The organism is Paraburkholderia lebeckiae (genome assembly GCF_014201005.1).
GTDB classification, from domain to species: Bacteria; Pseudomonadota; Gammaproteobacteria; order Burkholderiales; family Burkholderiaceae; genus Paraburkholderia; species Paraburkholderia tuberum.
Genome location: NZ_JACHDK010000004.1, coordinates 78,114 through 91,016 on the forward strand (window position 1 = coordinate 78,114; position 12,903 = coordinate 91,016).

Below are 12,903 nucleotides of genomic sequence, written 5' to 3' on the forward strand. Positions count from 1 at the left end.
GGGCGTAGCCGGGATCGATGACCGGCCACGCTGTTTGCAGCAGACTTGCAGCGCACTGCGACACACTTCGGTCGCGGCACGCAGCGTGCCGCGACCTTGCATCGATACCGCTTAACGGCGGACCCGATGCGCGATCTGGTCCTGCGCTTCCTGCAGCGCCGTATGCACGTCTGCACCGTCGTCGACGACCTTGTCGAGCGCCGAATGCACCGCTTCCTCGGCGACCTGGTCGTACTTGCTACGCTGGATCGCCGGGATGTGGGAGGCTGCGTCACGCCAGATCAGACGCGCTTTCTCGTTGCCGAGGAATGCGACCGGCTCCGCGAAAAACGTGTCGTTCTGCGCGGCGAGCAACGCGGGGAATGCGTCGATCGAACGGAACGATGCGAGCTGCGTGTCCTGGCGCGTCGTCAGGAACCTGATGAATTCCCACGACATCGGCTTTTGCGTCGCTTTCGCCGGAATCGAGTAGAACGTGCCGCCGAACGATGCGTACGCGTTGTTCGGCAGATTGGCCGCGCGCCACAGACCCTTCGTGTCCGGGGCGATCCACGACGACAGGTGGCCACCGAGCCACGCGCCCATCATCTGCGTCGAGACGGTCCCGCGCTTGAAGCTTTCGGCCCATTCGTTCGACCAGGGCGTGATCTTCGCGTCGAGACCGAGGTCGCGTGCTTTCTTCGCGAGCTCGAACGCCTTCACGAAACGCGGCGACGTGACGACCGGATTGCCGGCCTTGTCGAAGTACACGCCATCGCCTTCCTTCAGGTCGGCGCGAATGTAGATGTCCTCGATATCGCGCGACGATGCCATCAGGTACGCACCCGTCGCCTTCTTGATCTTTGCGCCGGCCGCCAGGTACGAGTCCCACGACTTCGTCAGGTCGGCTTCGGTCACGCCCGCCTTGTCGAGAAGGTCCTTGCGATAGAACAGCGTGCCTGGACCGATATCGGCCGGCATGCCGACGATCGTGCCGTCCTGTGTGGTCGCCTGCGCGAACGTGTAGTTGATGAACTGGCTCTTGTACTGGCCCGCGCTATACGGCGCCTTCGACAGATCCTCGAGACCGCCGCCCGCGGCGAAGCGGCCGATAAAGCCGACCTCGACCGCCATCACGTCGGGCAGATTGGAGCTCGTCGCGAGTGCGGTGGTCATTGCGTTGTGGTGATCGGCGATCGCGAGCGACGAGACCTTGATGTCGACGTCCGGATGCAGCTTCTTCCACGCGGGAAGCGCGTCCTTGATTTCCTGATCCAGCTTCGGAAAGACCGCGACCGTCAACGTGGTGTTGGCGTGCGCGCCGACTGCGGCCAGGCTGAGCAGAACGGCGGCGGCAGAGCCTGAAAAGCGGAATGTCATTACTCGTCTCCTAGAGAACCCTGTTTGAATTGCATTCAATGAATACACGGTTGCTGCGACCTACTTCCCCTGTTGTCTTTGGTGCTGCTTTGCCTGATGCTGAATGCGCTGCTGAATTTCTGCTTGACTGCCGATACCTGAAAGCGCTTTCACGTTGAGGCCAAAAAAACAGCCGCTAGGTACGCGTATCGCCCCGTTTTACCGGCGGCGTGATTCGCCGCGTGGTTTCACGCGTCACGAGCGTGAGCGGAATCGGGCTTAGCGCGATCGACTGCTTGCGGATCATCTGCACGATGCCCTGTGCGGCGAGACGGCCGATTTCGTAAGTCGGCTGGCGGACCGTCGTCAAAGGCGGCGTCATGTACGACGATGTCGGCAAATCGTCGAAGCCGACCAGCGACACGTCGTCCGGCACCCGCACGCCGCGGCGGAACATCGCGAGGCGCGCGCCGTACGCGGTTTGATCATTTGCGCAGAACACCGCGCTGAACGATGGATGGCGCGCCATCAGGCGCTCCATCGCGGCGACGCCGCCCGTTTCGAGGTAATCGCCCTGCTCGACGAGATCGGCATCGAAGCCGATGCCCGCTTCCTCGAGCGCGGTCCGGTAGCCGACGAGGCGCTCGATTGCATCCTCGTGACTTGCCGGCCCGGCGATGAAGGCGATCTCGCGATGGCCTTGCTCGATCAGATGATGGGTCGCGTCGCGTGCGCCCTGCATGTTGTCGATCGGCAGGCCAGCGAGCGTCGCGCTGTTTTGTACCGAGCGGCCGAGTACGAGCATTGGCGCGTGCCGCGAGTAGTCGGTCAACGTCGACTCATCGAGTTGCGCGTGCAGCAAGATGATTCCATCCACGCGCCGCGCGATGAACTGCTCGAGGCGCGCCTTTTCGTCGTCGATGTTCCAGCGGCTGCTCACGAATATCGGCGTAAAGCCCGGCTCGTACAACGACTCCTCGATGCCGCGCAGCCACTCGGCGTAAAACGGGCTCGACACCGCCTGCGTCAATACGCCGATCGTTTCGGTCCGCCCGCTCGCGAGACTGCGCGCGAGCACGTTCGGCCGATAGTTGAAACGCGCGATCGCCGCTTCCACCGCCTGCTGCTTGGCGGGAAGCACGCGCGCAGAACCGTTCAGGATCCGCGATACGGTGCTCGGAGAAACACCGGCCGCGCGCGCGATGGCTTCGAGCGTCACGTTGGGCGCAGCGGGTACGTCGGATACCTTGGGCGCGCCGGGTTTGTCGTTGGAGCCGTCGTGGGTCATGTGTTCTGCCTGAATCCTGTGATGGAAGCGCTTTCAGATACGAAGAAACGCAGTACGTCCGGTGATGAATTCGAAAAAAAGAAAAAGCAGCCGATGCGACGAGGGTGGAGGAGGCGTCGCACCGGCCTCTCTATGAAAGAGAAATAAACAGTCCTTGAAACAAAGAGATCACTGCGATTGCTGATCAGGCAACCTCAACTCAGAACGAGGTCATGATCCCGGCGAAGACGCCGGTCTGGCTATGACCATAGTTCGGGTTGCTGTTCGACGACGTGCCCGTCACCGCATCGAAGTTGTTGTTGCCGTACGGCCCGTTGCCGAGGTTCAGGTTCGACGTCGAGCTGTTGTGCACGTAGCCGGCTTCCGTGTACAGGAACGTGCGCTTCGACAGCGCGTACGTCGCGGCGAGCGTGAACAGCGTTCCATTGCCGTTGCCGTTGTTCGCGTTCGCGTGGTAGACCGCAGCCGTCAACAGCGTGGGCGACGTGACCTGCCATGCAGCGCCGACCCATTCGTGGTTCACACTGGTCGGCGCGCTCACGCCGAGAGGCTGCGACGCATCGGTTACACCCACGCTCGCGTTGGTCGCGTCAGGCGCGCTCAGGTGCTGGTAGCCCGCGTACAGCTTGACAGGACCGAGCACGTACGTGCCGCCGACAAGGGCCATCCGCGAAGCAGAGTAGACGTTGTTGAACGAGCCGTTGGCGCCGCGCACTTCGTCATAGATCACGCGGACGTCGCCGTTGCCCCACGTGTACACACCTTCGACCGCGTTCGTACGACCCTGGCCGGTCGGCACGCCAGCCGAGTTGACAGGCGCCGAGTTCCAGCTCGTGTTGTTGGTCAGCGAATACTGGCCCTTCAGCACGAGGCCGCCGAACAGCACCGGCGAGTTGTACTCCGCGCCGTTGCTGGTGCTCGCCCAGTTGCGACCGCGCACCAGTGTCGAGATCGCGTAGCGCTGCATCACCTGCGGGTCGGTGCCCCAGCTGTCCTGCGAAAGTTCGCCGGCGCCGAGGTTACCGATCTTGAACAAACCCCAGTGGTCGTTCGTCAGGCCCACCGTTGCGTGACGGCCGAACAGATTGCCCGCCGATGCACCGGTCATCGTGTTGAGCTGTCCTTCGAGCTGGAAGACCGTCTTCGTGCCGCCGCCGATGTCTTCGGCGCCCTGCAGGCCGAACCACGAGCAACCCCAGTCGCCGCTTTGGGCTGACCACGCGTGGCCGCCTGGGAGGCCGGTTTCAAACTGGATGCCGTTGTCGATACGGCCGTACAAGGTGACGCTGCTCTGCGCATGGGCCACCGTCGTCGCGGCTGCCATCACCGACACAGCAATAAGCTTCTTCTTCATTTAGATATCCTATATATATATTTTGGCGTCTCCAAGCCGCACAGGACGCACGCGTTCTCACACGTTTCCCCTCTTGCCGAAATGTTCGCTACTTATTCGCTTCACATTTCGAGGCGATTATAGGGATGGCCTTGCGCCGCGCATCAAACTAACTGCTCAGGGAAAACGCTGTTATCGATAACAGTTGCGCGCCGGACGATCCCGCAGTAGCGCCCTGCTTTGTGACCATTACGTGATGGTCACAAGCGTCGGAAATCCGTTTGAACTCATGCACCGAAACCATGCGCGAATCGGTCTCGCGCGTCGCTCAGCGCTTGCTTAACAAGGAAAACGCGCTCGAATGCAAGCAAAATTTCGCGCTTGACGTTGCGAAGATGCAACGAGCCGCCTCGCTTGCATTGCCGGTTTGGGCTTGACGAACTGGCGCAGGAGCCGCCAGCAGTGGTGGACATTAGCGACTATCATCAATGCATACGATGTCGGGCAACGAGCCGGGCTCAGCCGCGTAGCAGGTTGAGTGCGGGATTGTCAGCGCATCCGTCTGGCTCTCGCGCTCCAATACGAACGCTCCAACCAGCTTCCATCCCCGGCTCTCGCTGTTCCCCCGCCACGCCGCGCATGCGACGTCCCGCTCGAACACGCTGCCCTTGCAAACTTTTCTGCGGGCGACGGCACGACCGCCCATCGCCCCGCCTGGCAAAACCTCGACGCGCCATCGCGATAACCGCGACGCAAGCAGTGCAGCGAGGATTTTGTCCAATGCACTTCCGAGGCCTCGCGTTGAGTCTGACCGGAAGACTTGCCGGCGGAATCTGCCGGCACACCGTGGCACTAGTAAGGAGGTATCGTGAAAACAGCCCTTGTTTCTACACTCGCGCTGCTGATTTCAAGCGCAATAGCGCCGGCGGCCCATGCCCAGGATTCGCAGGCCACCGACCAACAACTCGCCCATAGCGTGCGGGTCGCGGAGGCGCGCAGCGGCGTCGGGATGTCACATGTGTTCGTCTTTGCCCACTCGGGGCAGATCACGCTGCTCGGATGGGTGCCCGAGCGGGACCATGTCGCGCGTGCCGAGCAGAGTGCGATGTCGGTTCCGGGTGTCACCTCGGTGGACAACCGGCTCTCGCCCGACGCTGGCTCGCTGAACGGGCATTGAAATTAAACCGAATCGCTGCGCGGACGACGATTGAAGCAGACCCGCGCGTTGAACTGATTCGGTTTTCCTGTCTCGCCAGTTGGGATTCAGTGACTGGCGCCCTGTTTCGCGCCGTTAGCCGCGCGTCTGGTCTGTGCGATCCCCATCTGAAAGCGCTTTCAACCCACGCCGTGTCAAGCCGGTCGACTCGACGCTGATTCACCATCCATGTCTCGTCGATATGTCAGGTAAATCCCTCATAGCGGGGCTGACAGAGGCTGCTTAACATCTCCACTGTTACCGGTAACGATAGACATAGTTAGAGAAGACATCCGAACCGGCATTCCGTCACAAGGAGACCAGGAGTGCGTCCTTTGAGGACTTCGACGCGCATGCTCTGCGCAGCCGTCGCCGTTTGCGCGCTCGCATGGACCGCAGGCTGCGCGCACAACCAGGCGGCCGTCGCTCATGACGGCCAGCCGCTCGCCGCGGCGCCCGCTGAAGCGCTGCCGCCATTGCGCAGTGTGATGGCCGCGCACTTCAAGGTCGGCGCGGCGATTGAACCTGGTTCAATCGACAGTCCCGCCGACGCAGCGCTCGTCGCCGCCCAGTTCTCGAGCCTGACCGCCGAGAACAAGATGAAGCCGGGCACGATCGGCGTCGCGGAAGGCAAGTACAACTTCGAACCGGCTGACAGGATCGTCGCGTTCGCGCAAGCGCACGGCATTGCGGTGCGCGGGCACACGCTCTTGTGGCACTTCAAGGCCGGCGACTGGACCGAGGCGCCGGACTGGTTCTTCGCCGGCGATCCGAAAGATCCGCTCTATCACGACATCGTCGCGAAGCGGCTCGATCGATATGTAACCGACGTCGTCACACACTTCCGAGGCAAGGTCTACGCGTGGGACGTAGTCAACGAAGTGATCAGCGACGATCCGCATCAGGTGTATCGCGAAGACAGTCCGTGGTATCGGACGCTCGGCAAGGACTACATCGCGATCGCCTTCCGCGCGGCGCGCGCGGCGGACCCGAACGTGAAGCTCTACATCAACGAGTACAACACCGACGATCCGCGCAAGCGCGCAAAGCTGCTCGCGGTGATTCGCGATTTGCGCGCGCAGGGCGTGCCGATCGACGGTGTCGGGCATCAGATGCATATCAGCGTAAATTGGCCGCCGCTGCCGAACATCAAGCAGGCGTTCGACGACGTCGCCGCGCTCGGCCTCGAAAACCAGGTGACCGAGCTCGACGTGAGCCTCTATGCCGATCCCGGTGAATGCTGGAGCGATCCGCATGCATGTCTGCCGGACCTCGGGCATACAGTGCCGAACGACATCATGCGCGCGCAGGCCGAGCGTTATCGCGCCGTGTTCGCTCTGTTCGAGCAGGAGCCGAGCATCAAGGCGATCACGTTCTGGGGCTATTCGGACAAGCACACGTGGCTGACGTCAACGCCGGTGCCGCGCAACAACCTGCCGCTGCCGTTCGATGCGAACCTGCAGCCGAAAGCGGCGCTGTGGACGATCGTCGATTCGTCGTATCAGCCGTAACGTCGATCTTCGAGCCGAAAAGCAGGCGGCCCGCGGTAGGTGCGGGCCGTCTGGTCACATCTCTCAAGGGTGGCAGTGCAATTGCCGTCAGCTTGATTCAAAACATCGCGATTTCAAGGCTCGTCCGAGCCAACCTGCTCGAGCGCATTCAGATTTTCGGCGAAATCGTCGGGCGGACCGTCGGCGGTTTCATGCGTGCGCGGCGGTAACTTGACGACCGGCGGCGGCATCTTGCCGATGCCTTCGTCGATACGCTGCAGCAGATACGGGAAGAACGGATTCGACGCGATGCGGATCATCGAATCGAGCGTCAAAATCAGTGTGCCGCGTTCGCCGCGCGGCGCGAGCGTGCCGAGGTTCTCGTTGAAGTTCTCCGAATCGTCCGGCGCGATGCCGTACAGCGCGTCGGTGATCGGGAATGGAATCGCGACGTGCGACAACGAGAAAATATCCTGCGGATAGTCGATATCCAGCGGCTTGACTCGCGTTTGCACTTCGCCCGCATAAACGCTGCGCTCGACAATATGCGCTGAATCCGGCGACACGTTGGCGATCACCGTCGTGCGATAGTTCTGCGGACCGATGCGTAGTAGGCGCGAGAGCGCCGTGTACGACGCGGAGCGCAGGAAGGTCCTGAAGCGCACGCTGCGGTTCACGTCGAACAGCACGACCTCGCTGCCGTTCTCCGGCAGCTTGTCGTAGAGCGCCGACATCACCGCCGGCGTGCTGACCGTGAAATCCGTCACCGACTGAAACGTCAGGATTGGCGGCAACTTATCGAGCCGGTTCTCGCGCTCGAGCCGCACAATCTGTTCCTGAATCACGCTCGTGAGGAGAAAGGACTGTCGCGCGCCATTCACGGGAAACGAGTTGTACTTGAACGGGTTGAACTCGGGCACGATGCCGAGCCACGCGGCGCGCGCGAAGGCCGGCAGCACCGCGGGCAATCCGGCGAGACCGGCAAAGCGTGCGTAACGCGTGACGCCGATCATCGGCGAGATCAGCACGACGCGCGTCGGACGCGCGAGCGCGGGATTCTCGATCGCGTCGAGCGCATATTGCAGGGCCAGCGCGCCGCCGTTCGAAAACCCGACCAGCTCGATCGGCTTGTCCGGCCCCACGCGACGGCGCGCTTCACGCACCGCGAGCCGAGTGGCCGCGGTCCAGTCCTGCCAGTGCACGTCGACGAGCCCCGCCGGCACCGTGCCATGTCCTGGTAAGCGGATGCCGATTGCGACGAAACCGCGATCACGATATCGACGCGCGATATGCCGCATGCTGTACGGCGCATCCGTCATGCCGTGCAGCAGCACGACCGCGCCGACGGGTGGCCCAGACGGCTCGAGAATGTACGAGTGATTCCAGTTTTCGGCGAAATGCCACGGAAAAATCGGCGAGCCCTCGTAATAGCGGTTCGCCGGAATGCGCTCGGACGGCCGCAGCTTTTCGACGACATTGACGCGCACGTCGTCGAAAATCCGATTTTCCGCCTTGATGTATGCGTTCCAGTCGGCGGTGTCCATTTCCTCGACGGTCATTTCGCGCGGCACATAGGTGTGCCATACCGACAGCTCCGGCCCGCGCTGCGAATACCACGCGCGTAGTCCCAATGCGAGCACCGCCAGCAGCACCAGAACCCATGCACTTATCTTTATTACCTTCAGTGACGTGTGCAGCATTCGTGTTCTCTTGATGAGATGAAGGTTGCACCGCGCGCAGGCTGCTCTCTGCGTGGTATGCGCATGCCGCCATCGCGGCGGCTTCCGGTGTGGATATCCTAAGGGCTTTTAATCACCGGTTCAAACTTTGTCGGCCGGGCGGGCAACGCGACGTCGACAGCGGCTCGTGTATGAACGGATGATTTTCATGACGAAGTGGGGATGCGCGATGTCGCGAGCGCGAATGAATTCGCCCCCGTTCGCTTCGTTACTTGACATTCGACGTGAGGAAAATGGCACGGAATGCATACGGCGTCGCGGGGAAGGGAGAGGTGCCCCATGGAAGAACGGTCCTTCAGCGACGCCTCGGAAATCGCTTCACTCGACGGCCGTGGAATGCCTGATCAAGGCCTAATCGGGCTTGCGCTTCAGTAACGAAACCGGGACGTGACCCAGGTCGCGCCCCAGCCTTGCCTGTTCGCCGGTAATTACTGACGGCCGCGGATATTGCCGGCCACGCCGCCCGCCGCGCCGCCGATGATCGCGCCGGTCCACGCATCGCCGCCGGAGATCGCCGCGATGCCCGCACCGGCGCCCGCGCCAAGTGCCGCGCCGCTCACCGTTCCCTGCGTCTGCGGGCTCATGTCCGTGCAACCGATCATCGCGGCCAGTGCGCCAATACTGACGATCCACCCAAGTCGTTTCATGATCGTTCTCCTCATTGATTTTTCTTCAGGCCGGGCACGACCATCTGGAACCAGAGGGTCTCGATCACCGGGTGTTGGATCATCGTGGGATTGGCGGCGTAGTAGCCGTCGAGGCCTTGACGCACGCTGTCGAGTGTCTGGCCTTGCATGCCCTTGCCGAAGCGCTGCGCGATGTCATTGCTGTTCGCCGTTTTGCCGGCATAGGCGCGCTCGACGTCGATCACATTCGAGATGCCGACCAGATACGCTTTCTTCTGCTCATCGGTCGACTGCATCCATTGCTGGCCTGTGACAATTGGAATGCTCTCCGCACGCGCGACGTTGCCCATCATTGCCAGCGATAGAAAAGTCAGAGATAACAGCGTTCGCCATTGTGGTTTGCTTGCCATCACATACTCCAAAGAAGTTATGTTCTCCAGCGGCCCGCCGGCGACCGCATCCGGCGGCGTCGATCGCACTATTTGGAAGAATGGTCTGTATGTCTCGTCGAATCTCCTTTCAGGTTCACCGGTCGGCGTGGTTCGCCAGTTCGGGTTCTATTGGCGTTGGGTCGTATCAGCGAATAGACACCTTGATGGCAGAAAATCTCGTGGCGGATTGGAGTGATTTGCACACATGCTGTGTGCGCGCAACGATTGACTCGTGTTGGCCTCGCCGCGTAAGACACGCTATAGAGTCTACAGCCTTTTCTGTAATTTCCAAGCCCGTTTCCGCTCGATGCGCGGCGCGTGACATTTGTGTCAAATTTCATTCGGCGAGCGAAAGGATACGATGCAATGCGCGTCAACACTCATCAGTTATCCTGCGCTCGATTGAGCGCCCGTGATATTGCTAGCGATTCATTATCGACGGCCATTCAGTGTTCTCGCCACGCAATGCGAAAACAGCTTTTGTTTGGCCTGAATGTTCGGCTTCCTGATTAGATCGTCAATCGAAAACGATTTACCAACAGTGAAACAGATGCGATTTTATGGATGCGTTTGTCCATCATCTTTATTTTCGGTCGACCACAGGTTGCCTGCGGCGGAGTGGCTGCGCAGCAGCGAAGGGGTTGGTGGTGCGCGGTTGACCGTTAGTTGCGTGGTGAGTAGCGTGACGGGACGCCGTTTCAAATGTGGTCGTACTCGTCATTAACAGTCTCTAGCTTGTATTTGCTAAATACATAGTATAGACTGTATCTGTTATTTACAGGTTTTGGCCTGTTACGCCGCCGCAGCCGAACCGGAGACCGACCGTGGACTACGCCATCAAGACACTGAGCCAGCTCAGACCGATCCTGCAGGGCTTCAGGAAGGCCGCCGGCCTCACTCAGGCCGCGATGGCCGCGCATCTCGGGGTCACGCAACAGACCTACGCGCAACTCGAAGCGAATCCGGCGACCGTCAGCGTCGAACGGCTCTTCAGGGTGTTGCGGGTCTTGCAGGTCGATCTGAAGCTCGCGCAGAGCGGATCGACGCAAAGCGTGGCCGTGGAAGACGCCGCGCCGGCGCCGAACCGCTCCCGCCGCGCCGGGAGCGGAACGCCGGTCGCCGGAGCGCCGGCCGAGGCAAAACGCAACGCTAAACGCGCCACGCGCGTGCCGCTCAAACTGGGACCGTCGGCGCAAAAGCTCAAAGCGGTCAAACCCGCCAAGACAACCAAAGCGGCCAGCATCAGCAAGAAACGGGAGGACTGGTAAGCATGGCGCGCAGCACACCGAACCGTCTGAATCTGTGGATGAACGGCCTGCGGGTCGGCGCCTGGGAAACGACACGCAGCGGCGAACGCCTGAGCTATGCCGACGAATGGATCGACGATCCGCAAGGACGTCCGCTATCGCTGTCGCTGCCGTTCACACCGGGCAATCAGGCATATCGCGGCCAGATCGTCGCCGACTATTTCGACAACCTGCTGCCCGACAGCGAACCGATCCGGCGCCGCATCGCCGCGCGCTACCGGACCGGCAGCGCCGCGCCGTTTGCGTTGCTCACCGCGCTCGGACGCGACTGCGTCGGCGCGCTGCAACTGCTGCCTCCTGACGAAGAACCGAGCGATCTGACGAGCATCCACGGTCGCGAACTCAGCGACAGCGACGTCGCGGCGTTGCTGCGCGGCACGACGACGGCGGCGCCGCTCGGGCAGCACGATCCGCTCGAAGACCTGCGTCTGTCGATCGCCGGCGCGCAGGAAAAAACCGCGCTGCTCCGTCATCGCAATCGCTGGCTGCTGCCCGAAGGCAGCACGCCGACCACGCACATCTTCAAGCTGCCGCTCGGGCTCGTCGGCAACATGCGCGCCGATATGCGCACGTCGGTGGAAAACGAATGGCTGTGCTCGCAGATCGTCGCGGCCTACGGGCTCCCCGTCGCGCGTTGCGAAATCGCGCGATTCGATGAGCAGAAGGTATTGATCGTCGAGCGCTTCGATCGCCGTTTGTCGAGCGACGCCACGTGGATCGTGCGTCTGCCGCAAGAGGACATGTGCCAGGCCACTGGCACGTCGGCGCTGCACAAGTACGAGTCCGACGGCGGTCCGGGCATCGAGGCGATCATGGAGATACTCGCGAGGTCCACACGCGCGACGACGGACCGGCGCAACTTCTTCGCGACGCAGCTGGTTTTCTGGCTGCTCGCCGCGACCGATGGCCACGCGAAGAACTTCAGCATTGCGCATCTGCCCGGCAATCGCTACGAATCCACGCCGCTTTATGACGTGCTGTCCGCGCATCCGATCATCGGCAGCGGCGCGGGGCGTCTCGCGGCGCAAAAAGTGAAACTGGCGATGGCGGTTCGCGGCAAGAACGTCCACTACCTGCTCAATCAGATCCAGCGCCGGCACTGGGTGGCCGAAGGACAGCGCGTCGGTTTTTCCGCCGCGGACGTCGATACGCTGATCGATCGGTTGACCGCGCAAACGGAGACGGTGATCGACACAGTCTCGTCGCAACTGCCCGCCGACTTTCCGCTGGACGTGGCCGATGCGGTCTTCGACGGCATGCGCCGGCTGAACCGGAAGCTTGCGCAGTAAAGCTCCGCTAGCCTGATCGACGCGCGGCACCGCGGCAACCTCACGCACGCCGCGCCGCCGCTCCATCGGTCTTCGCCGACGCACGCCACTGCACGCTCAGCAGATGCTCGCGCATGCATTGCGCGGCCGCATCCGCATCGCGCGCTTTCAGCGCATTGACGATCGCCTGATGCTGTTGCGCGAAAAACTGCCGCGTCTCCTGCGCGGACGTTTTCTCGCGCACCTCCGGCTTCACCCGCATACCGTTGATCACCTCCATCAACGCAATCAACGCGGGATTACGCGTGGCACGTCCGATCAGCAAATGAAAGCGATGATCCCATTGCTGCCACTCGTCGTCATTTTTCGCGGCGGCATTTTTGCGTGCGCATTTCTCCAGCTCCTGCAGATCGTCGCCACTCGCTTTCGTCGCGGCCAGCGCGGCCAGCGCCGGCTCGAACAGCAGCCGCATTTCGGCGATATCCGCGGGACTGGTGCCGGCGCGCAAGCCGCGCAGCGTCGGCGCAAACTTCAGCGGCCGCGCGCCCAGATAGGTGCCGCGGCCGACGCCACGCCACACGCGGCCGGACGCCTCGAGCGAAGCCAGCGCCGCGCGCAGCTCGCGACGGCTCACGTCCAGCTCCTCGGCGAGCTTTCGTTCGGGCGGCAGCGCGTCGCCGTCCTTCAACTGACGGTCGGCGATGTAGTCGAGCAGCGCATCCAATACCGGTTTGTCCATGTTGTCAACCGAACCAATTTGTATTGGTTCCTACGATACCAGAATCGCGGCGGCATGACATAGCAGCACCCGCCGATTTTTGATCCGCTACACTGGGTCGCGTTTTGATGGTTAACACCGGGTGCAACCCGGCTTCGTTAGTTTTACGC

General features: G+C 61.9%; 11 protein-coding genes. 4 read left to right on the forward strand and 7 right to left on the reverse strand.

Annotation, left to right across the window (positions count from 1 at the left end; translation table 11 throughout):
• Positions 1–111: 111 nt before the first annotated feature.
• From HDG39_RS09545 to HDG39_RS09555, 3 genes are all read right to left on the reverse strand, one after another.
• Positions 112–1,359, reverse strand: a complete 1,248-nt coding sequence (locus HDG39_RS09545) for an ABC transporter substrate-binding protein (RefSeq protein ID WP_184005373.1) — start codon at positions 1,357–1,359, stop codon at positions 112–114.
• A gap of 175 nt (positions 1,360–1,534) precedes the next feature.
• Positions 1,535–2,626 (reverse strand): LacI family DNA-binding transcriptional regulator, encoded by a 1,092-nt coding sequence (locus HDG39_RS09550; protein ID WP_018422700.1) that lies wholly within the window; start codon positions 2,624–2,626, stop codon positions 1,535–1,537.
• Between the two features lie 199 nt (positions 2,627–2,825).
• A complete protein-coding gene (locus tag HDG39_RS09555) occupies positions 2,826–3,980 on the reverse strand; it encodes a porin (protein WP_090810635.1) in 1,155 nt (384 codons plus the stop codon).
• A gap of 847 nt (positions 3,981–4,827) precedes the next feature.
• On the opposite strand from HDG39_RS09555, the gene HDG39_RS09560 reads away from it, so the two are divergent.
• Positions 4,828–5,136: a BON domain-containing protein gene (locus tag HDG39_RS09560; protein ID WP_184005375.1), complete on the forward strand. Its 309-nt coding sequence runs from the start codon at positions 4,828–4,830 to the stop codon at positions 5,134–5,136.
• Positions 5,137–5,507: 371 nt separating this feature from the next.
• The gene (locus HDG39_RS09565; protein WP_184005377.1) at positions 5,508–6,665 is read left to right on the forward strand and encodes an endo-1,4-beta-xylanase; all 1,158 of its coding nucleotides are present in this window, start codon (positions 5,508–5,510) and stop codon (positions 6,663–6,665) included.
• A gap of 113 nt (positions 6,666–6,778) precedes the next feature.
• Here HDG39_RS09565 and HDG39_RS09570 read toward each other — a convergent pair whose 3' ends face one another.
• The 3 genes from HDG39_RS09570 to HDG39_RS09580 form a co-directional block, all read right to left on the reverse strand.
• Positions 6,779–8,344, reverse strand: a complete 1,566-nt coding sequence (locus HDG39_RS09570) for an alpha/beta hydrolase (protein ID WP_184005379.1) — start codon at positions 8,342–8,344, stop codon at positions 6,779–6,781.
• A gap of 467 nt (positions 8,345–8,811) precedes the next feature.
• Positions 8,812–9,030, reverse strand: coding sequence for a YMGG-like glycine zipper-containing protein (locus HDG39_RS09575; protein ID WP_018422694.1), 219 nt, complete (start codon positions 9,028–9,030; stop codon positions 8,812–8,814).
• A gap of 11 nt (positions 9,031–9,041) precedes the next feature.
• The gene (locus HDG39_RS09580) at positions 9,042–9,419 is read right to left on the reverse strand and encodes a hypothetical protein (protein WP_184005874.1); all 378 of its coding nucleotides are present in this window, start codon (positions 9,417–9,419) and stop codon (positions 9,042–9,044) included.
• A gap of 845 nt (positions 9,420–10,264) precedes the next feature.
• On the opposite strand from HDG39_RS09580, the gene HDG39_RS09585 reads away from it, so the two are divergent.
• Both HDG39_RS09585 and HDG39_RS09590 read left to right on the forward strand, forming a co-directional pair.
• Complete coding sequence (locus tag HDG39_RS09585; protein WP_184005381.1) at positions 10,265–10,708, forward strand: helix-turn-helix transcriptional regulator; 444 nt, start codon at positions 10,265–10,267, stop codon at positions 10,706–10,708.
• Between the two features lie 2 nt (positions 10,709–10,710).
• Positions 10,711–12,036 carry a type II toxin-antitoxin system HipA family toxin gene (locus HDG39_RS09590; protein WP_184005383.1) on the forward strand — a complete coding sequence of 442 codons (1,326 nt, stop codon included), beginning with the start codon at positions 10,711–10,713 and terminating at the stop codon, positions 12,034–12,036.
• A gap of 40 nt (positions 12,037–12,076) precedes the next feature.
• On the opposite strand, the gene HDG39_RS09595 is transcribed toward HDG39_RS09590, so the two are convergent.
• Positions 12,077–12,754 carry a FadR/GntR family transcriptional regulator gene (locus HDG39_RS09595; RefSeq protein ID WP_018422690.1) on the reverse strand — a complete coding sequence of 226 codons (678 nt, stop codon included), beginning with the start codon at positions 12,752–12,754 and terminating at the stop codon, positions 12,077–12,079.
• Positions 12,755–12,903: the final 149 nt, after the last annotated feature.

Coding starts and splice junctions, on each gene's coding strand:
- HDG39_RS09545 (WP_184005373.1), bottom strand. CDS start 1,359: ATGACATTCCGCTTTTCAGGCTCTGCCGCCGCCGTTCTGCTCAGCCTG.
- HDG39_RS09550 (WP_018422700.1), bottom strand. CDS start 2,626: ATGACCCACGACGGCTCCAACGACAAACCCGGCGCGCCCAAGGTATCC.
- HDG39_RS09555 (WP_090810635.1), bottom strand. CDS start 3,980: ATGAAGAAGAAGCTTATTGCTGTGTCGGTGATGGCAGCCGCGACGACG.
- HDG39_RS09565 (WP_184005377.1), top strand. CDS start 5,508: ATGCTCTGCGCAGCCGTCGCCGTTTGCGCGCTCGCATGGACCGCAGGC.
- HDG39_RS09570 (WP_184005379.1), bottom strand. CDS start 8,344: ATGCTGCACACGTCACTGAAGGTAATAAAGATAAGTGCATGGGTTCTG.
- HDG39_RS09575 (WP_018422694.1), bottom strand. CDS start 9,030: ATGAAACGACTTGGGTGGATCGTCAGTATTGGCGCACTGGCCGCGATG.
- HDG39_RS09580 (WP_184005874.1), bottom strand. CDS start 9,419: ATGGCAAGCAAACCACAATGGCGAACGCTGTTATCTCTGACTTTTCTA.
- HDG39_RS09590 (WP_184005383.1), top strand. CDS start 10,711: ATGGCGCGCAGCACACCGAACCGTCTGAATCTGTGGATGAACGGCCTG.
- HDG39_RS09595 (WP_018422690.1), bottom strand. CDS start 12,754: ATGGACAAACCGGTATTGGATGCGCTGCTCGACTACATCGCCGACCGT.